Below are 18,216 nucleotides of genomic sequence, written 5' to 3' on the forward strand. Positions count from 1 at the left end.
GCGTCAGCGCGGCGCCCGGGGCAGCCCGAGGCCGATCATGGCGATCAGCTCGCGCTGGATCTCGTTGACGCCGCCGCCGAAGGTCAGCACCAGCGCGCCCTTGGCGAGCCGGTCCTGGGACGCCATGAAGTCCGCCGTCTCCGGGTCGCCCGGGTCGCCGTACCGGGCCAGCACGTCCCCGACGATCCGGCCGACCTCCTGCATCCGCTCCGAGGCGTAGATCTTGGTGGCGGACGCGTCGGCCGCGCCGAGCCAGCCGAGGTCCTGGTTCGCCGCGACCTGCCAGTTGAGGAGCTCGTTGGCGCGCAGGTAGGCGTAGACCCGCGCGACCGCGCGGCGCACGGCCGGCTCCTCGATGAGCGGGCGGCCGTCCGGCCCACGGGTCGCGCGGGCCCAGCGCGCGAACCGGACGTGGGTGTGCCCGATGTTGCCGGCCGGGCCGAGCGTGACCCGCTCGTGGTTGAGCTGGTTGACGATGAGGTCCCAGCCCTTGTTCTCCTCGCCGATCAGCATGTCGGCCGGGACGCGGACGTCCTGGAAGTACGTCGAGTTCGTGTGGTGCGCGCCGTCCATCGTGATGATCGGCGTCCAGGAGAAGCCCGGGTCCGCGCAGTCCACGATGAGCATCGAGATGCCCTTGTGCTTCTTGGCCTCGGGGTCGGTGCGGGCCGCGAGCCACACGTGGTCGGCGTGGTGGGCGCCCGAGGTGAAGATCTTCTGCCCGTTGACGACGTAGTGGTCGCCGTCCCGGACGGCGGTGGTGCGCAGGGCCGCGAGGTCGGTGCCGGCGCCCGGCTCGCTGTAGCCGATCGCGAAGTGGCACTCGCCCGCGAGGATGCGCGGGATGAACCGCTCCTTGTGCGCGTCCGACCCGTACTGCAGGATCGTCGGCGCCACGGAGTTCAACGTGATCAGCGGGTAGGTGACCTCCGCGCGGGCGATCTCCGTGGCGAAGATCGTCTGCTCGACCGGGCCGTAGCCGCGGCCGCCGTACTCCTTCGGGAGCGCGACGCCGAGCATCCCGTCGCGGCCGAGGCGCCGGCAGTGCTCCAGGTAGGGCGGGCCGAACGGGTCGGCGCGGATGGCGGCGCGCTGCTCCGCCGTCAGGCAGTTCTCGAAGTACTCGCGCAACTCGGCGCGCAGCCGCTTCTGCTCGTCGGTCAGGTCGATGAACATTCAGGCCTCCTGGGCGATGAGGGCGCCGAGCGCGTCGAGACGGTCCTCGCCGCCGCCGAGCAGATGCCCGCAGTGCCTGCCCCAGGCGAAGTACCGGTGCAGCGGGTAGGTGATGTCCAGGCCGATGCCGCCGTGCAGGTGCTGGCAGGTGTAGAGCGCCTTCACCACGGGGTCGCACGCGTTGTAGGCGGCGATGGCGAGGACCTCCTCGGCGTCGTCCGCGCCCTGCGCGAGGCGCCACACGCCCGCCCACACGGCCACGTCCAGCGCGCGCTTGGCGATGTAGACGTCCCCGATCTGCATCGTGACCGCCTGGAACTGCGCGAGCGCCCGGCCGAACTGCTCGCGCGTCTTCGTGTACTCCTTGGTCAGCTCCAGCGCGCCCTCGATGACGCCGGACGCGACGGCGACCGCGCCCGCGACGGCCGAGCGGCGCAGGGTGTCCCAGGCGGCGCCGTCCGCGGCCCCGCCGAGCAGGGCGTCCGCGCCGACCCGGACGCCGTCCAGGACGACGCGCGACAGCGGCTCGGTCGTCGCCGACGGCTGCTCGGTGATCGTCACGGCGGCGGGCTCCACGAGGAACACCCCGACGCCGCCGCCCTCGACGCGCGCCGGAACCAGGATCAGGGACGCCTCCCGCGCGTACGGGACGAACGTCTTCACGCCGTCCAGCACGTGGCCGCCGCCGTCCGCGCGGGCCGTCGCGGCGACCTCGCCGACCGGGCCGACCTCGCGGCAGGCTCCCGTCAGGATCGTCGCGCCCTCGGTGAGCGGGGCCAGCAGGGCGCGCTGCTCCGCCGTCCCGTGCGCCCCGATCGGGACGGCCGCCAGCGCGAGCGAGGCGTACGCCGGGACGGGCGCGGTGCGGGCCCCGACCTCCCGGAGGACCACCGCCAGCTCGACCGGCCCCAGCCCGGCGCCGCCGGCGTCCTCGGGCAGGACGAGGCCGAGCAGCCCCGCCTGCGCGAGGGCCTTCCACGTCACGTCGTCATAGGGCGCCCCGCTCTTCTCGAACGCCTCCAGCCGCTCCCGCGCGGCCTCCCGCGCGAGCACGTCCGCCGCGAGCCCCTTGATCTCTTGCTGGGTCTCGTCGAGGTTGAAGTCCACTCATCCGCTCCCTTCCAGCAGGTGCAGCCGGCCGCTGCGCTCGAACTCGGCCCGCAGCGCGGCCGCGTCCGCCGCGCTCATCGGGCGGTAGTCGAGGTCGCGGCCGGGCCGCCACCACACCGGGTCGCCGGTGCGCCAGGCGTCCCGGGCCAGCCGGCGCTTGAGGATCTTGTTCGAGGCGGTCGCGGGCAGCTCCCGCACCACCCGGACGTACCGCGGGACCCATTTCGGTCCGAGGTCGGCGCGCCCGCGCAGATAGGCGGCGAACGCGCCCGGGTCGAACGCGTCGGCGGCGACGGCGAGCATCACCTGGTCGCCGGACGCCGCGTCCGGCACCCCGTACACGGCGAGCTGCCGGACGCCGGGCAGCTCCGCCAGGACGCGCTCCACCTGGACGGCGCCGAAGTTCTCGCCGTCCACGCGGAGCCGGTCGCCGCTGCGCCCGGCGAAGAAGACGTAGCCGTCCGCGTCGGCGTAGGCGAGGTCGCCGCTCCAGAACATGCCGCCGCGGAGCCGGTCGGGGGCGTCCTCCTTGTAGTACCCGTCGAACAGGCCGAGGTCGCCGGTGTTGACCAGCTCCCCCACGGCCTCGTCGCCGTTCACCAGTCGCCCTGCCCCGTCGAACACGCCGTGCGGGCACGGCCGTCCCGCAGGGTCGAGGATCGCGATGCCGTCCGCCAGCCGCCCGAGCGCGCCCTGCGGGCCGAACGGGTCGGGCGCCAGCGAGATCGCGGTCTCCGTCGAGCCGTAGCCGTCAATGACGAAACACCCGAAACGCTCACCGAACGCCTTCTGCTCCAGCGGCGCCGCCTCGTTTCCGAAGGCGAACTGCAGCGGATTGTCGGCATCGTCCTCCGCCGCCGGGGTGGCCAGCACGTACGAGAGCGCCTTGCCGACGTAGTGCACGTAGGTGCAGCCGTGGGCGCGCACGTCCGGCAGGACGGCCGACGCCGAGAACCGGGCGCGCAGCACCAGTTCCGCCCCGGCGGCCAGCGCGGGCGCGTACGCCGCCATGACCGCGCCCGAGTGGAACAGCGGCATCGGGCAGTAGACGACCGCCTCCGGCGACAGCATGCGCCCGGCGAGCATCTCGCCCGGCACGACCACCTTCCGATGGGTGACGCGGACGGCCCGCGGCCGCCCCGACGTCCCGGAGGTGAAGATCAACATCAGCAGCGTGCCCGCCTCGACCGCCGAGGCGCCCGGCAGCGGCGATCCCGCGAAGGGCGCGACCATCGCGCCGAAGGCGTCCACGTCCACCACCGGCAGCCCGAGCGCGGCGGCCTTCTCGGCGTACCGCGGCCGGGTCAGCACCAGATCGCAGTCGGCGCGCTCGGCGTCGCCCGCCAGCTCGGCGCCGCTCCGCGTCGGGTTCAGCGCCACGACCACCGCCCCCGACAGCGCCGCGCCCCCGAGGAGGAACACCACCTCGGGAAGGTTGTCGAGAAGAACGCCGACGTGGACCGGCCGTTCGGGACGCGCCTCGCCGCGCATCCACGCGGCGCGCGCCGCGCACTCGGCCACGACCTCCCGCCACGTCCAGGCCCGGCCGTCGTCCGCGGACCGCAGCCCCGGGCGGTCGTCGTCCGCCCGCGCCTCCAGCAGCGCCGCGACGCTCACCGGCCCACCTCCCCGCTCGGTCCCACGGCGAAAAAGTAGAACAGATTCTACTAAGTGTCCAGAGGGCCGATCTCTCCCGCCCGAAACCCGGTTCGCCTGGGTGTCATGGGAAACCGGACGGGCGCGGGCAGCCGGATACGCGAGCGCGGCGAACTGATCAGATAACAGGTTCTCGCAAGAGCGGTACGCTGGGGGGGACGCGTCGGGCGACCGTGCCCGCACAGAAGGGAAGGCGACCGTGACCGCAGAGCCGACAGTGACCGGAGAGGAGACCCGGGGTCAGCCGGGCGGCCAGGGCGTGCGCTCCCGCAGCCAGCACCAGCGGCGCAAGCGTATCGTCCAGGCTGCCGCGGCGCTCGCATCGCGCGGCGGGATCGAGGCGATGCAGATGCGCACCGTGTCCGAGCGCGCGGGCGTCGCCCTCGGCACCCTCTACCGCTACTTCCCGTCCAAGATGGACCTGGTCGTCGCCGTCGTCAGCGAGGAGCTCGACCTCCTCGAAGGCAGCATCGAGCGCCGCCCGCCCCGCGCCGGCGGCGCCCCGGAACGCGCCGTCGAGGTGCTGATGCGCGCCACCCGCGGCCTGATGCGCGAGCCGGAACTGGCCGAGGCCCTGATCCGCTCCCTCCTCCTGTCCGACGTCAAGACCGACTTCGGCGACCGCATGAGCGAGCTGCTCCTGCGCGCCGCGTCCGGCCCGCCCGAGGACATCCCCGCCGAGGACCCCCGCCGCCTCGTCGCCCGCGCCCTGTCCGGCATCTGGACCATGGAGATGATCGAGATGCTGCGCGGCAACGCCACCGCCGAGGAGATCCAGGCCCGCCTGGAGATCACCGCCTCCCGCCTCCTGATCGACTGAGCGGCACGGGAGGCGAACGGAGAGTCACCGCTTTCCCGCGTGCCGCCCATGCCCGGCCCATTAGCCTTGGACCCGACAGGAGCCAGGACGAAGAAGGGGTGCCAGTGACCGGACAGGAACCGATCCTCAGCGACGGGGTCATCATCGAGTTCATCGATGGCAAGGACGTCCCCGTCCAGCACAAGGACTTCGGTGAGCGGGCCGTCGTCATGCGCGACGCCAAGAACCCCGAGGGGCCGATCCTCTACTTCACCGAGGCCGAGTGGGACGCCTTCATCGCCGGCGTCAAGGACGGCGAGTTCGACGACCTCCTGGAAGACCCCACCGAGGCCCCGTGACCAGGAAACGCCCCCGGCACCCCCGGGGGCGTCCTCACCCGACGAAGCGCGAACGCCTCAGCCGAACACCTCGTCGACCCGCTCGGCCTTGACGGCGCGGAACAGCCACTGATCCAGTTGCACCTGGTCAGTGCAGGCAAGGATCTGCTCGCGCATCTCGTCCGACACCGACAGCCCCCGCGCGTCGAGAACCTTCAGCACCGACTTCGCCACACCCCTGGCCTCACTTTCGGCCCTGCCTTCGGCGTACCTGCGCCGGAACAGATCGCTCTTGTACTTCGAACAGGCCAGCGCCCAGTCAGCCTCACTGATAGCCACAGGCTTCTCCTGTGAGTGCTCGCGGCTCAGTCGAACAGGTGGTCGGCGCGCTCGGCCGTGGCGGCACGGACCAGCCACTGATCCAGTTGCTCCTGGTCAGTGCACGCCAGGATCCGCTCGCGCATCTCGTCCGACACCGACAGCCCCCGCGCGTCGAGAACCTTCAGCACCGACTTCGCCTCGCCCATGACCTCGCCCCTTGCCTGGGAGCGCAAGAACAGGTCGCTCTTGAACTCGTAGTCGGCGATGTCAGCATTCACAAGTTCCTCCAGGATGCGACGCGCAGCCGTCGGCAGCGCGTTGAGCACAAGGTCAGTGTAGAGGTCGGCGTTCTCGTGACCCGCGTTCTCGATGGCGACCAGGGCGGCGTGGGTGATCTCTATTGCCTCCTGCCCGGGAGGGACGACGTTGGCCAGGGTGCCCATGATGGCCATCTCGGGCGTGAATTGGGCCACGACTTCCGGGTTGTCCCGGATGATCTTTATGGGCCCTTCATGTTTGGCGGTGACCATGCACAGGAAGTTACTTGACCATCACTGTTAGATGTCGTGACTATCCAATGAATGTTCGTGTGACGTGCATCACAGTCTGCTATTGGCGAGTGTGGGTGTTCCATTGAGTTGTTAGGGCTTGTTCGACTTTGGGATTCAGGGAACCCCAGAGGCGTAGGCGGGCCAGGCCCCCGTCGGGGTAGATGTCCAGGCGGACCTTTGCAACCTCCGGGGTCTTCAGGCGGAAGCGGTGGCGGGTGTCGGGTTGCAGGCGGGTGCGCTGGAGGATGACGGTGCGGTCGCCTTCGGTCGTGGTGGCCGTCAACCGGGCTTCTGCGGGGGCGTTGAATTTGAGGTTCGAGGTGTCGAGCTCGGCCAGTTCGATGGTGCCGGGGGCGGCCAGGGCTATGTCGGCCCAGTCGTTGCCGTCGTCGCGGCGGCGGGCTGTCTCCCAGCCTTCGGCCTGGGTGCGGGCCAGGCCGGGGAACAGCATGTTGTCGGGGGACGAGTAGAAGCGGTCGGAGCAGTCGAGGACGTGGGCGCCGTTCTCCAGGGCGGCCAGGTCCACCGTCAGGCCCGTCAGGTGCGCGGGGTCGGGGACGACCCTGCCGTGGACGCGGAGGCGCGCGATGCCGCCGTCCGGGAGCATGCGGAGGCGCACATGGGTGAAGACGCGTTCTGATTCGGTGGTCGGAAGAGCGTGTGCGGTGTCGCCCTTGAGAGGCGTTCTCGGGACGATTTCCAGCCAGTCGGCGGCTTCGAGTTCGGCGGGAGCCGGATAGCCGTCGGCGAAGCACGCCTCCACCGAGGCGTGCGGGGGGTAGTTGCCCCTGAACCAGGCCGTGTCGATGACGATGCCGTGGATCCGGCCCGGGAGGCCCAGGCGGATCAGGGCCCAGTCGTGGCCGGGGGTGCGGCGGCGGGCGGTCTCCCAGCCGTCGTAGAGCTGGCCCTTCGGGCCGAAGGTCTCCGGGTGGAAGGCCGGTTTCCAGGGGTTGAGCAGGTTCTCCTTCTCGGCGAAGGACTCGTCGCTGGCGGCGATGACCGCGCCGCCCAGCGTGCGGACGGCCAGGTCCGGCAGGGAGGTGAAGTCGGTCATCGTGCCTCCGAGCGGGTGAGCAGGCGTCCGGTGGGGGCGTCGCCGACGGGTGCGCCGCGCAGCCAGGTGGTCTTCACGACGCCCGCCAGCGTTCTGCCTTCGTAGGGGGTGACGGGGTGGCGGTGGTGGAGGGACGCGGGGTCGACGGTGAAGGTCTCGTCGGGGGCGAAGGCGACCAGGTCGGCGTCGTTTCCGGGGGCGATGGCGCCCTTGCCGGGGACGGCGGCGAGGGCGGCGGGGGCCTCGGACATCCAGCGGACGACCGCGGCCAGGTCGTGGCCGCGGGCGCGGGCGGCCGTCCAGACGGCGGGCAGGCCGAGTTGCAGGGACGAGACGCCGCCCCACGCGGTGGCGAAGTCGCCGCGTTTCAGGTCGGGCGTGCAGGGTGAATGGTCGGTGACGACGCAGGAGATCACGCCGGAGGCGAGCCCCTGCCAGAGGCGGTCGCGGTTGGCTGCGTCGCGGATGGGCGGGCAGCACTTGAACGCGGCGGTCCCGGCGTCGCCGTCGCGGAGGGTCAGGTAGTGCGGGCAGGTCTCGGCGGTGACCGGCAGGCCGTCGGCCTGCGCCTTCGCGAGGACGTCCAGGCAGCCGGCCGCCGAGAGGTGCAGGATGTGGGCGCGCGCGCCGGTCTCCTCCGCCAGCCGGACGACCTGTTCGACGGCCCGGCGCTCGGCGGACGGCGGGCGCGAGGCGAGGAAGGCGGCGTAGTCGCCGCCCGACGGCGGAGACAGCGCCGCCGGGTCCTCGGCGTGCACGATGACCAGGCCGCCGAAGGCGGCGATCTCGCGGAAGGCCGCCTTCATCCCGGCGGGCGCGAGGGGCGGGAACTCCGGGACGCCCGAGTCGGAGGTGAAGCACTTGAATCCGAAGACGCCGAGGTCGTGCAGCGGGCGGAGCGAGGGCGCGTTGCCGGGGATCGCGCCGCCCCAGAAGCCGACGTCCACGGCGCAGGCGCCCTCGGCGGCGGCGCGTTTGACCGCGAGCGCGGCCGGGGCGACGGTCGGGGGCAGCGAGTTGAGCGGCATGTCGACGAGCGTGGTCACGCCGCCCGCCGCCGCGGCGCGGGTCGCGGTGGCGAAGCCCTCCCACTCGGTGCGGCCCGGCTCGTTGATGTGGACGTGGGTGTCGACGAGCCCGGGGAGCAGCGCGACGTCGCCGAGGTCCACCGAGGCGGGGGTGTCGTAGGGCGAGATCGCGGCGATGCGGCCGGAGCGGATGGAGACGGCCGCCGGTCGCTCTCCTTCCGGCAGGACGGTCCGGCGGGAACGGATGACGAGGTCGTCCCCGGTCATGGGCCGGCCACGATGTGCTCCGGCCGGACGGGGACCCGCGCCAGCGCCCGGCCCGTCGCGTCCCGGATCGCGGCGACGACCGCGGGCGTGGACGACAGCGTGGGCGGCTCCCCCGCCCCGCGCAGCCCGTACGGCGCCTCCGGGTCGGGGTTCTCCAGGATGTCGAGCCGCATCGGCGGCATGTCGAGGATGGTGGGGATCAGGTAGTCGGTGAAGGACGGGTTGCGGACGAGGCCGCCGGTCACGACGATCTCCTCCATCAGCGCCAGGCCGAGGCCCTGCGCGGTGCCGCCGTGGATCTGCCCCTCCAGCGCCGTCCGGTTGAGGATCTTCCCGACGTCCTGGACGGCGGCGAGCTCGACGACCTTGACGAGGCCGAGGTCCACGTCCACGTCGACGACGGCGCGGTGCACGCAGAGCGCGAGCTGGGTGTGGCTGCGGCCCTGCCCGGTGACCGGGTCCAGGGCGGTGGTGGGCCGGTGGTGGTACTCGCGGGTCTCCTCGATGGCGGTGTCGCCGAGGACGTCCTCGATCGTGCCGAGCGCGCCGCCGGCCAGCGACATGATCTTGCCGCCGGCGACGGCCAGGTCGCCGCGGCCGAAGCGGCGGGCGGCGCGCGCGAGGAGTTCGGCGCGGACCGCCTCGCAGGCCGCCCTGACCGCGCCGCCCGTCATGTACGACTGGCGGGACGCGCTGGAGGACCCGGCGTCGCCGACCCGGTTGTCGGCCGGGGCGATCGTGACCTTCTGGACGCCGAGCTCGGTCCGCGCGATCTGCGCCTTGACCGTGACGAGGCCCTGCCCGACCTCGGCGGCGGCGGTGTGCACGAGGGCGGTGGCCTCCCCGCCGATGACCTCCAGCCGGACGCGGGCCGTGGACAGGTCGTCGAAGCCCTCGGAGAAGCAGATGTTCTTGATCCCGACGCCGTAGCCGACGCCCCGCGCGACGCCCTCGCCGTGGGTCGTCTGGGAGACGCCGCCCGGCAGGTCGCGCAGGTCGCGGCGGCCGGGGTCCGGAGGCATCGGCACGGCCTCCAGCCGGGTGAGCATCTCCGCGAGCGGCGCGGGCGACTCGATGACCTGCCCGGTCGCCAGCCTCGACCCCTGGGTGACGGCGTTGCGGCGGCGGATCTCGACCGGGTCGAGGCCGCAGGCGGCGCCGAGTCTGTCCATCATCGACTCGTAGGCGAAGCACGCCTGGACGGCGCCGAACCCGCGCATCGCGCCGCACGGCGGGTTGTTGGTGTAGACGCCGTACGCGTCGATCCGGATGTTGGGGATCTCGTAGGGGCCGACGCCCAGCGAGGCGGCGTTCCCGACGACGTTCATCGTGGACGAGGTGTACGCGCCGCCGTCCAGGACGATCTCGACGTCGGCGTAGAGGAGGCGCCCGTCGCGCGTGGCGCCGTACTCGTACCGCATCTGCGCGGGGTGCCGGTGGACGTGCCCGAAGAACGACTCGTACCGGTTGTACGACATCTTCACGGGCCTGCCGGTGTGCAGTGCCAGCATCGCGGCGTGGATCTGCATCGACAGGTCCTCGCGTCCGCCGAAGGCGCCGCCGACGCCGGCGAGCGTCATGTGGATCTGGTCCTCGCGCAGCGCGAGGCAGGGCGCGATCTGCTTGAGGTCGTTGTGGATCCACTGCGTGGAGACGTGCAGGTCGACGCCGCCGTCCTCGGACGGGATCGCCAGGCCCGCCTCCGGACCGAGGAACGCCTGGTCCTGGATGCCGACCTCGTACTCGCCGGACACCACGACCTCCGCCGCGGACCTGGCGGCGTCCACGTCCCCGACCCGGACCGGCTGGTGCCGGGTGATGCCGCCGCGGTCCTGGACCTTCAGGCCCTCCGGGTCGGCGATCACCGCGCGCGGGTCGGTGACGGGCTCCAGCACCTCGTACTCGACGGCGATCCGGCCCATCGCGCGCCGGGCCGTCTCCGGGTGGTCGGCGGCGACGAGCGCGACCGGCTCGCCCTGGTGCCGGACCTGGTCGACGGCGAGGACGGGCTGGTCGTCGGTGCGGTCGATGCCGAACACCTTGCGGCCGGGCACGTCCTCGTGGGTGAGGACGGCGCGGACGCCGGGCACCGCGAGGGCGGGCCCGACGTCGAGCGACCGGATCAGCGCCCGGGGGTGGGGGCTGCGGAGCGTCGCGCCCCACAGCATGCCCTCCAGCCACAGGTCGGAGGCGAAGGCGAACTCTCCGGCGACCTTGAGCGTTCCGTCGGGGCGCAGCGGGCTCTCGCCGACCCCGCCGATCGCCGGGGCGGCGGCGTGCGGCGGGCTCTCGGCCGGGGACGTCATTCAGAGCACCTCCTCGGCGAGGCGCATCAGGCGGCGGTGCGCGTCCGCGCCGCGCCGCCCGGCCTCGTCCTGCGGGACGGTGACGAGCGTGTCGCCGTCCACGACGGTGCGCCCGCCGACGAGCAGGCGCTCCAGCGGCGGCGTCGGCCCGAACGCCAGCGCGACGACCGGGTCGTCGACCGCCGCCCGGAACCCGTCGATCCGCCACAGCGCGATGTCGGCGAGGCGGCCCGGAGCGAGGGCGCCGATCTCGTCCTCGCGGCCGAGGCAGCGGGCGCCGCCGAGCGTCGCCATCTCCAGGGCCTGCCGGGCGTTCAGCGCGGTCGGCCCGTACCGGGCGCGCTGCATGTAGATCGCCTGCCGCAGCTCCCCGGCCAGCGGGACGAGTTCGGCCGACGCCGCGCCGTCCACGCCGAGCCCGACGGCCGCGCCCGCCCCCAGCAGGTGCGACACGCGGGCGATCCCGGCGCCGAGGCGGGCGTTGGAGCTCGGGCAGTGGGCGGTGCCGGTGCGGGTCTCGGCGAGCCGCTTGACGTCGGTGTCGTGCAGGTGGACGCAGTGCGCGAGCCACACGTCGGGGCCCAGCCAGCCGATCGAGTCCATGTACTCGGCGGGCGTCATGCCGAACTGCTCGCGCGTGTGCTCCTCCTCGTCGAGCGTCTCGGCGAGGTGGGTGTGCAGGCGCACGCCCTTGCCGCGCGCGAGCCGGGCCGACTCGACCAGCAGGTCCCGGCTGACGGAGAACGGCGAGCAGGGCGCGACGGCGACGCGCAGCAGGGAGCCGGGCGAGGGGTCGTGGTACCGGTCGATCGCGGCCTCGGTCTCGGCGAGGATCGTGTCGATGTCCTCGACGACCTCGTCCGGCGGCAGCCCGCCCTGCGACTCGCCCCGGTCCATCGATCCCCGGCACGGGTGGAACCGGACGCCGATCTCCCGGGCGGCCTCGATCTCGGCGGCGAACAGGTCGCCGCGCCCCTTGGGGAACAGGTAGTGGTGGTCGGTGGACGTCGTGCAGCCCGACTTGGCGAGCCATCCGAGCCCGGCGGTGGCGGCGCCGGCGACGACCTCGGCGTCCATCTTCGACCACGGCTCGTAGAGGGTGGTCAGCCATTCGAACAGGGTGCCGTCGACGGCCATGCCCTGGCTGGCCCACTGGTAGAGGTGGTGGTGGGAGTTGACCAGGCCGGGGGTGGCGAGGCATCCCGTGCCGTCGATCCGCTCGGTCCCGGCCTCCGCCTCCGGCGCGGGGCCGGGCCCGACCGCCGCGATCCGGTCGCCCTCGACCACGATGTGGCCGCCGGGGTGCTCGTCACCGGAGACGGTGGCGATGTGGGCGTTCTCGATGACGACGCGCCTCATCCGGCGGCCGCCCTGCGCTCGGCGGCGAGGCGCACCGCGTCGAGGATCTTCTCGTAGCCGGTGCAGCGGCACAGGTTCCCGGCCAGCGCCTCGCGGATCTCGGCGTCGGACGGCGCCGGGTTCCGCTCGATCAGGTCGTGCGTCTGGACGATCAGGCCGGGCGTGCAGAACCCGCACTGGACCGCGCCCGTCTCCAGGAACGCCTCCTGGACGGGGTCGAGCCGCTCCTCGCCCGGCGGCCCCTGCGCCAGGCCCTCCACGGTGACGACCTCGCGGTCCTGCGCCTGGCCCGCCGCGACCAGGCAGGCGCACACGGGAACGCCGTCCAGGTAGACGGTGCACGAGCCGCATTCGCCCTGCTCGCAGGCGTTCTTGGAACCGGGCAGGCCCATCCGCTCGCGGAGCATGTAGAGCAGGCTCTCGCCCTCCCACACGTCGTCCACGGCCTCCTCGGCCCCGTTGACGGTCAGGTTCACGCGCATCACGAGGCCGCCTTTCCCACGGTCGTCCTGCGGTAGTCGTCCCAGGCCCAGGAGAGGGTGCGGCGCGCCAGCACCGCCAGGGCGTGCCTGCGGTAGCCGCCCGTCCCGCGGACGTCGTCGATCGGCGAGGCCGCGTCGCGCACCAGTTCGCCGAAGCGCCGCGCGGCCGGCTCGGTGAGGGGTCGGCGCCCGTCCCAGTCGAGCTCGCCGGAGATGAACGCCTCGGCCTCGGTCGCGCGGCGCGGGGTCGGGGCGGCCGAGCCGAGGCCGGTTCCGACGCGGCGCTCGCCCGGGTGCAGCGCGACGGCGAACGAGCAGACCGCGATCACCATCGCGTTCCGGGTGCCGATCTTGGAGAAGTACTGCGGGCCGGGCGCGGGCGGCGCCCAGAACGCGCGGATCAGCTCGTCGGGCGCGAGCGCGTTGCGCTTCACGCCGGTGAAGAACTCCGCGACCGGGATCATCCGGACGCCGCGCTCGGCCGACTCGGCCTCCACCACCGCGTCCCCGGCCAGCAGCGGCGGATGGCCGTCCCCGGCGGGCGACGCGGCGCCGAGGTTGCCGCCGACCGTGCCGCGGTTGCGGATCTGCGGCGACCCGACCGTGCGGGACGCCTGGGCGAGGCCGGGCAGCAGCCCGCCCAGCTCGCCGATCAGCCGCGCGTAGGGGACGCCGGCGCCGACGCGGAGCCGGTCGTCCGCCGTGTCCCATTCGGTGAGGGCGCGGATCCGGGTCAGGTCGAGCAGCGCCTCGGGCCGCCGCGCGTCGAAGTTGATCTCGACCATGACGTCGGTACCGCCCTGGACGGGCAGCGCACCCGGCCGCGCGGCCCGGGCGGCCAGCGCGTCCTCCCAGGTCAGCGGTCGCAAGAAGTCCATATCTCAGTATTCCTCCATGACGGCCTCAGCCGAAGGCCGCCGGTGCGGCGGGCGCGTCGTCGGTCCGCACCGTGCCCTCGATGAGCCCGTAGGGGCGGTCCGCCGCGAAGTAGACCTCGTTGTCGTTGTCCAGGCCGAACGGCTCCAGGTCGACCAGGAAGTGGTGCTTGTTGGGCAGCGAGAGCCTGACCTCGCAGACCTCCGGGCGCTCGTCCAGGACGCGGCGCCCCATCTGGAAGAGCGTCTGCTGGAGCGACAGGCTGTGCGTCTCGGCGAACGCGCGCAGCAGTCCGTCGCGGGCGGCGGCGTAGGAGTCGTCCCAGGCCCCGGTCGTGTCCCGGTGCCGCCATTGGGCGGTCACCGCCGTGGCGAGGATCCGGTCGTCGGCCGGTTCGAGCGTCGTGTACGCGTCCCTGGCGAAGCCGTGGAACTCGCTGCCGGTGGAGTTGAGGACGACCAGGTCGGTGAGGCCCGAGACGACCGACTCCGCCTCGGCGCCGCAGTGGACCAGCGCCGTCCGCACCTCGCCGCCGTCCCGGACGAACGAGTGCCCGCCCGTGATGCGCCGCCAGCCGTACTCGCTGATCTCCACCCGGGCATGGGTGATCGCCGGCTGGGACGCCGTGAAGTGCCGCGCGAGCAGGAGGCCGAAGTCCTCGATCGCACCGATGCCGTGCTCGCGGGCGAACGCGAACACGGTGTTCTTCTGGGTGTCGGTGGGCAGCACGGCCGCGTTGTCGCCGGTCAGGTGCACCTCGTCCATGGCGCCGGAGAGGGCGACGCTGACGTTCAGGTCCTTGATCCGGTGGGTGCCGCCGTCCCGCGTCACGCGCACGACGCGCGTCTCCGCCTTGCCGTAGCGGTTGGGCCCGAGAACGGTCGCCACTAGCTCCCCCGGTACGTCGAGTACGCGAACGGGCTGATCAGGAGCGGGACGTGGTAGTGCCGGCCCGGGTCGTCGACGGTGAACGCGACCGCGACCTCGGGGAAGAAGTCCGACAGGCCCTCGGTGGCGAACGTCAGCCGGTGCACCCCCGCGCCCGGCTCGGCGGCCCACTCCCGGACGCGGCCGTCGGCGTCGGTGCGGGCCTCGGCGAGCGTCGTCCAGCCGCCGGCCGCGTCGCGGCGCTCCAGCCGGACGGCCACGCCCGCGGCGGGCGTCCCCTTCGCCGCGTCCAGTACGTGCGTCGAAAGGCTCACGCGTCCTCCTCCACCAGCCTGGCCAGCCGCAGGTCGACGATCTCCGCCAGTTCCCGGCGGACGGCGTCGCGCTCGGCGGCGGGGTCGTTGCCGAGCCGCTCACGCAGCGCGGCGAGCATCTCCTTCCCTGAGCGCCCGGACGCGCGGATCAGGAACACGTGCCCGAAACGCTCCTCGTAGGCCCGGTTTCCCGCGATCAGGGCCTCCTGAACGTCGGCGTCCGCGGCCGCCGCCCCGGCCTGCTCCCCGCGCGACCAGCGGGCCTCCGGCGCGGCGCCGCCCACCCGCTCCCCGATGCGGGGATGCGCCGCGAGCGCCTCCTCGACGTCCGCCCACTCCAGGCCGTCCAGCGCCCGCCTCGACGCGGCGCGAAGCGCGGCGAGACCGGGGTAGGGCCGCCCGGCGACCGCGGCGATCCACCGGCGGGACGCGCAGCACGCCGCCAGTTCCTCGATGCTCGGTTCCACCACACTTGCAGTACACAAGGCCGCCCCGGGCCTGGTCGAGAGGCAGGACGTCCGAACCGGCGCGCGGTGGCGGGCGGTCTTTTGTAGCTTCCTCCACATGAAGCTGCGTTCGCTGCTCGCCATGCCCGGGCTGCGGCTGGAGGTCGTCACCGGGGAGGACGAGCTGGACCGGCCGATCCGGTGGGTCGTCACCACCGACCTGATCGACCCGGGCCGCTACCTGCGGGGCGGCGAGCTCGTGCTCACCGGCCTGGTCTGGCGGACTGCCCCGGACGACTCCGAGGCGTTCGTCGCGGCTCTCGCCGGCGCGGGCGTGTCCGGGCTGGCCGCGTGGGACCTCGCGCTCGGCGCCGTCCCGGACGACCTCGTGGAGGCCTGCCGCCGGCACCGGCTGCCGCTGTTCGAGGTCCCGGAGGACGTGGCGTTCGCGACCGTGACCGAGGAGGTCGTCCGGCACCTGTCCCGCGCCCGCGCGGCCGACCTCACCGCCCTGCTGGACCGGCACCGCCGCCTGGTCGAGGGGACGGGCCTCGGCGCCGTCCTCGACCTGGTCGGGCACTGCCACGTCCTGGCCCCGACCGGGCGCGTCGTCGCGGGGCCGCCGCCGGCCGACGCCGCCGCCCTGGCCGCCGCGTTCCTCACCGCGCCCCGGCTGCCGCACCACGTCCCGGGCCAGGACATGTCGGTGTTCGCCGTGTCCCCCGCCGACACGCCCCGGGTCGCCGACTGGTTCGTGGCGCTGGAGGGCGACTGCGCCGACTGGCCGCCCGAACGCCGCACGATGGCCGGGGAGCTCGCCGCGATCGTCGGCCTCGAACGGGCGCGGCTGCGCGCCGACGACCGCTCGTCCCAGGACGTCGTGGCCGCCGCCTTCGCCGGGGACGATCTCCCGGATCCGGAGGAGCTCGCGGCGCCGGTGGTGGCCGTCGCCGCGTCCGCGGAAGGCCCGTTGCGGCCGGGCGAGCTGCGCACCGTCCTCGCCGAGGTGGTGCCGGCGCCGCGCCCGGTGGTCGGGCTGCTGGACGGGGAGGCCGTCGCGCTCGTCCGGTCCGGCGGGCGGGACGTCGCCGCCGCCGTCCAGGACGCCCTCGGCCTCCTCGCCCCCGGCCTGGCGGGCGTCCGCGTCGCCGTCGGGGTCAGCGGCGCCGCCGTGCCCCCCGATCTGCGCGGCGCCATCGAGGAGGCCCGCCACGCCCGCCGCCTCGCCGCGACCCGCCCTTCCCCGGCGTGCGTCGTCCGGCACGAGGAGCTCGCGACCCACGTGCTGCTGCTCGCGAGCGTGCCGGACGACGTCCGCCGAATGTTCCGGGTGCGCCTCCTCGACCCGCTGTACTCCTACGACGAGCTCCACGGCGCCGGGCTCGTCCGGACGCTGGAGGCGTTCCTGCGCAACTCCGGCTCCTGGACGCGGTGCGCCGAGGAGCTCCACCTCCACGTCAACTCGGTCCGCTACCGCGTCCAGCGCATCCAGGACCTGACCGGCCGCGACCTGTCCCGGATGGAGGACCGCGTCGACTTCTTCCTCGCGCTCCTCGTCTGACCCCGCCGGCTCCCTCAGGCCGTGGTGTGCCGCAGGAGCGCGGGGAGGACCGCGTCCCAGGTCCGGCGCGGGAGCCCGCTGCCCGTGCCGGGGAGGACGAGGAGCTCGGCGGACGGGATCTCGGCGGCCAGCGCCCGGCCGTTGCCCAGCGGGAAGAAGGGGTCGTCCTCTCCGTGGACGACGAGGGTCGGGGCCGTGATCCCGGGCAGGCGCTCGCGCCAGCGGTCGCCGGAGTCCAGGGCCGCGAAGACGGTCCCCATCTGGTTCGCCCGGTGCGCCTTGCCGGGGTCGGCCCCCGTCACCGTGCGGTCCCAGATCCGCTGGACGTTCGCACGGGCCTCGGCCTCGTCGAAGGAGGGGCCCGCCAGGTGGCGGGCGTTCTCGACCTGGAAGGCGACCACCGACTCCCGGTCCGCCCAGTCGACCTTCGGCTGCCGCATGAAGCGGGCCATCAGCTCCGGGGCGTGCTCGGGCAGGTCGGCGTCGGCCGGTCCCGGGGCCGTGGGCCGGGTGGCGATGAGGGTGAGGGTGGTGACGCGGGCCGGGTGGTCCAGGGCGAGGAGCTGGGCGATCCAGCCGCCGACGCCGAACCCGGCGACGTGCGCGGACGGCAGTCCGAAGGCGTCGAGGACGCCGGCGGCGTCGGCGACGAGGTCGCGCAGCGTGTAGCGGGGGGCCTCGGGGTCGGCGGTCTCGGAACGGCCCGTGTCGCGCTGGTCGTAGCGGACGGCGAACCTGCGCGGCGCGGCGAGGCGCTCGCACAGCTCGTCCGGCCAGGTGAGCATCGTGTTGCCGATCAGCAGGATCGGCGGATCGGACGGGTCACCGAACGTCTCCGCGCACAGGTCCGCCCCGTTGGCCTTGATGAGCTTCTCCATGGAGGGGTGGACCGTGCGCGGAGCCGGAACTCATCGCCTCACGGCGTGTCGGTCTCGGCGACGACGGCCTCCAACGCCGCGGTGATGTTCGCCTCGGCCGCCGCCTTGTCGACGCCCGCGTCGGACAGGATGCCCGTGCCGTCCTCGAACTCCAGCAGGGCGAGCAGGATGTGCTCGGTGCCGACGTAGTTGTGGCCGAGGCGCAGCGCCTCGCGGAACGTCAGTTCGAGGGCCTTCTTGGCGTCCTGGCCGAAGGGGATGAGTTCGGGGACCTCCCCCGCGTCCGGGGGGAGCACGGCCGCGGCGGCCTGCCGGAGGGTGTCCAGCAGCACGTCCTGGGCGAGGATCGCCTTGGCGGCGAGCGCCTCGGGCTCGGTGAGCAGGGCCAGCACGAGGTGGGCCGGGGTGATCTCGGCGTTTCCGGCGGCCCGGGCCTCCCGCATCGAGGCCACGACGACGCTGCGGGCGCGCTCGGTGTAGCGGGAGAAGCCCTGCGAGGGGTCGAGGTCGGGGTTGTCGCCCTTGGCGACGAAGCGCTTCTGCGCGGCCTGCTTGCTGACGCCCATGCTCTTGCCGATCTCCGTCCAGGACGCGCCGGAGCGGCGGGCCTGGTCGACGAAGTGGCCGATGAGGTGGTCGGCGACCTCGCCGAGGTGCTCGGCGGCGAGGACCGCGCTGGTGAGCTGTTCGAGGGCGTCGGTGTGGACGTTCTTGATGCTGTTGATCAGGTCGTCCAGCCGGACCTGGACGGCCGGCCGCTGGGGTTCGGTCATGCGTCAACCATAGGTTGACGTTCCGAAATC

Annotated in this window: 19 protein-coding genes; 3 read left to right on the forward strand and 16 right to left on the reverse strand. The window is 73.5% G+C overall.

Annotated features, from left to right (window positions below; genetic code table 11):
• Positions 1-3 precede the first annotated feature (3 nt).
• Genes ACQEU6_RS18450 through ACQEU6_RS18460 form a run of 3 tightly spaced genes read right to left on the reverse strand, consistent with a single transcriptional unit; the run spans position 4 to position 3,903 of the window.
• Positions 4-1,176: an acyl-CoA dehydrogenase family protein gene (locus tag ACQEU6_RS18450; protein ID WP_499333512.1), complete on the reverse strand. Its 1,173-nt coding sequence runs from the start codon at positions 1,174-1,176 to the stop codon at positions 4-6.
• Positions 1,177-2,283, reverse strand: a complete 1,107-nt coding sequence (locus ACQEU6_RS18455) for an acyl-CoA dehydrogenase family protein (RefSeq protein ID WP_499333514.1) — start codon at positions 2,281-2,283, stop codon at positions 1,177-1,179.
• The gene (locus ACQEU6_RS18460) at positions 2,284-3,903 is read right to left on the reverse strand and encodes an AMP-binding protein (protein ID WP_499333516.1); all 1,620 of its coding nucleotides are present in this window, start codon (positions 3,901-3,903) and stop codon (positions 2,284-2,286) included. It abuts the gene before it with no gap.
• Between the two features lie 238 nt (positions 3,904-4,141).
• Between ACQEU6_RS18460 and ACQEU6_RS18465 the strand changes: the two genes are divergently transcribed.
• Together ACQEU6_RS18465 and ACQEU6_RS18470 are read left to right on the forward strand one after the other, a co-directional pair.
• On the forward strand, positions 4,142-4,762 hold the full coding sequence (locus ACQEU6_RS18465; RefSeq protein WP_499333518.1) for a TetR family transcriptional regulator: 621 nt from the start codon (positions 4,142-4,144) through the stop codon (positions 4,760-4,762).
• A gap of 104 nt (positions 4,763-4,866) precedes the next feature.
• Complete coding sequence (locus ACQEU6_RS18470) at positions 4,867-5,100, forward strand: DUF397 domain-containing protein (RefSeq protein WP_089314270.1); 234 nt, start codon at positions 4,867-4,869, stop codon at positions 5,098-5,100.
• Between the two features lie 57 nt (positions 5,101-5,157).
• On the opposite strand, the gene ACQEU6_RS18475 is transcribed toward ACQEU6_RS18470, so the two are convergent.
• From ACQEU6_RS18475 to uraD, 11 genes are all read right to left on the reverse strand, one after another.
• On the reverse strand, positions 5,158-5,418 hold the full coding sequence (locus ACQEU6_RS18475) for a hypothetical protein (RefSeq protein ID WP_499333523.1): 261 nt from the start codon (positions 5,416-5,418) through the stop codon (positions 5,158-5,160).
• Positions 5,419-5,444: 26 nt separating this feature from the next.
• Entirely contained in the window at positions 5,445-5,930 is a 486-nt protein-coding gene (locus ACQEU6_RS18480; protein WP_499333525.1) for a hypothetical protein, read from the reverse strand.
• Positions 5,931-6,009: 79 nt separating this feature from the next.
• Positions 6,010-7,008: an allantoicase gene (gene alc / locus ACQEU6_RS18485; protein ID WP_499333526.1), complete on the reverse strand. Its 999-nt coding sequence runs from the start codon at positions 7,006-7,008 to the stop codon at positions 6,010-6,012.
• Positions 7,005-8,303: an allantoinase AllB gene (allB, locus tag ACQEU6_RS18490; RefSeq protein ID WP_499333527.1), complete on the reverse strand. Its 1,299-nt coding sequence runs from the start codon at positions 8,301-8,303 to the stop codon at positions 7,005-7,007. Before allB ends, alc begins: the two co-directional genes overlap by 4 nt.
• Positions 8,300-10,609 (reverse strand): xanthine dehydrogenase subunit D, encoded by a 2,310-nt coding sequence (gene pucD, locus ACQEU6_RS18495; RefSeq protein WP_499333529.1) that lies wholly within the window; start codon positions 10,607-10,609, stop codon positions 8,300-8,302. Before pucD ends, allB begins: the two co-directional genes overlap by 4 nt.
• Positions 10,610-11,968: an 8-oxoguanine deaminase gene (locus ACQEU6_RS18500; RefSeq protein ID WP_499333531.1), complete on the reverse strand. Its 1,359-nt coding sequence runs from the start codon at positions 11,966-11,968 to the stop codon at positions 10,610-10,612.
• Positions 11,965-12,450, reverse strand: a complete 486-nt coding sequence (locus ACQEU6_RS18505; RefSeq protein WP_499340247.1) for a (2Fe-2S)-binding protein — start codon at positions 12,448-12,450, stop codon at positions 11,965-11,967. Before ACQEU6_RS18505 ends, ACQEU6_RS18500 begins: the two co-directional genes overlap by 4 nt.
• The gene (locus ACQEU6_RS18510; protein WP_499333533.1) at positions 12,450-13,328 is read right to left on the reverse strand and encodes an FAD binding domain-containing protein; all 879 of its coding nucleotides are present in this window, start codon (positions 13,326-13,328) and stop codon (positions 12,450-12,452) included. The genes ACQEU6_RS18505 and ACQEU6_RS18510 overlap by 1 nt, the downstream gene beginning before the upstream one ends.
• A gap of 25 nt (positions 13,329-13,353) precedes the next feature.
• Positions 13,354-14,214 (reverse strand): factor-independent urate hydroxylase, encoded by an 861-nt coding sequence (gene pucL / locus ACQEU6_RS18515; RefSeq protein WP_499333534.1) that lies wholly within the window; start codon positions 14,212-14,214, stop codon positions 13,354-13,356.
• On the reverse strand, positions 14,214-14,528 hold the full coding sequence (gene uraH, locus ACQEU6_RS18520) for a hydroxyisourate hydrolase (protein ID WP_499333535.1): 315 nt from the start codon (positions 14,526-14,528) through the stop codon (positions 14,214-14,216). Before uraH ends, pucL begins: the two co-directional genes overlap by 1 nt.
• Entirely contained in the window at positions 14,525-14,998 is a 474-nt protein-coding gene (gene uraD / locus ACQEU6_RS18525) for a 2-oxo-4-hydroxy-4-carboxy-5-ureidoimidazoline decarboxylase (protein ID WP_499333536.1), read from the reverse strand. The genes uraH and uraD overlap by 4 nt, the downstream gene beginning before the upstream one ends.
• A gap of 94 nt (positions 14,999-15,092) precedes the next feature.
• Between uraD and ACQEU6_RS18530 the strand changes: the two genes are divergently transcribed.
• A complete protein-coding gene (locus tag ACQEU6_RS18530) occupies positions 15,093-16,535 on the forward strand; it encodes a PucR family transcriptional regulator (protein ID WP_499333538.1) in 1,443 nt (480 codons plus the stop codon).
• A 14-nt stretch (positions 16,536-16,549) separates the two neighbouring features.
• On the opposite strand, the gene ACQEU6_RS18535 is transcribed toward ACQEU6_RS18530, so the two are convergent.
• Both ACQEU6_RS18535 and ACQEU6_RS18540 read right to left on the reverse strand, forming a co-directional pair.
• Complete coding sequence (locus tag ACQEU6_RS18535) at positions 16,550-17,413, reverse strand: alpha/beta fold hydrolase (RefSeq protein ID WP_499333540.1); 864 nt, start codon at positions 17,411-17,413, stop codon at positions 16,550-16,552.
• A 38-nt stretch (positions 17,414-17,451) separates the two neighbouring features.
• On the reverse strand, positions 17,452-18,186 hold the full coding sequence (locus tag ACQEU6_RS18540; protein WP_499333542.1) for a Clp protease N-terminal domain-containing protein: 735 nt from the start codon (positions 18,184-18,186) through the stop codon (positions 17,452-17,454).
• Positions 18,187-18,216: the final 30 nt, after the last annotated feature.

The sequence above is a fragment of the Spirillospora sp. CA-108201 genome (assembly GCF_050936235.1).
Taxonomy (GTDB): domain Bacteria; phylum Actinomycetota; class Actinomycetes; order Streptosporangiales; family Streptosporangiaceae; genus Spirillospora.

Excerpts from the sequence above, each read along its gene's own strand:
- ACQEU6_RS18510 (WP_499333533.1), bottom strand. The coding sequence starts at position 13,328 with ATGGACTTCTTGCGACCGCTGACCTGGGAGGACGCGCTGGCCGCCCGG.
- ACQEU6_RS18500 (WP_499333531.1), bottom strand. The coding sequence starts at position 11,968 with ATGAGGCGCGTCGTCATCGAGAACGCCCACATCGCCACCGTCTCCGGT.
- ACQEU6_RS18450 (WP_499333512.1), bottom strand. The coding sequence starts at position 1,176 with ATGTTCATCGACCTGACCGACGAGCAGAAGCGGCTGCGCGCCGAGTTG.
- ACQEU6_RS18530 (WP_499333538.1), top strand. The coding sequence starts at position 15,093 with ATGAAGCTGCGTTCGCTGCTCGCCATGCCCGGGCTGCGGCTGGAGGTC.
- allB (WP_499333527.1), bottom strand. The coding sequence starts at position 8,303 with ATGACCGGGGACGACCTCGTCATCCGTTCCCGCCGGACCGTCCTGCCG.
- alc (WP_499333526.1), bottom strand. The coding sequence starts at position 7,008 with ATGACCGACTTCACCTCCCTGCCGGACCTGGCCGTCCGCACGCTGGGC.
- ACQEU6_RS18505 (WP_499340247.1), bottom strand. The coding sequence starts at position 12,450 with ATGCGCGTGAACCTGACCGTCAACGGGGCCGAGGAGGCCGTGGACGAC.
- pucD (WP_499333529.1), bottom strand. The coding sequence starts at position 10,609 with ATGACGTCCCCGGCCGAGAGCCCGCCGCACGCCGCCGCCCCGGCGATC.
- ACQEU6_RS18535 (WP_499333540.1), bottom strand. The coding sequence starts at position 17,413 with ATGGAGAAGCTCATCAAGGCCAACGGGGCGGACCTGTGCGCGGAGACG.
- ACQEU6_RS18480 (WP_499333525.1), bottom strand. The coding sequence starts at position 5,930 with ATGGTCACCGCCAAACATGAAGGGCCCATAAAGATCATCCGGGACAAC.
- ACQEU6_RS18540 (WP_499333542.1), bottom strand. The coding sequence starts at position 18,186 with ATGACCGAACCCCAGCGGCCGGCCGTCCAGGTCCGGCTGGACGACCTG.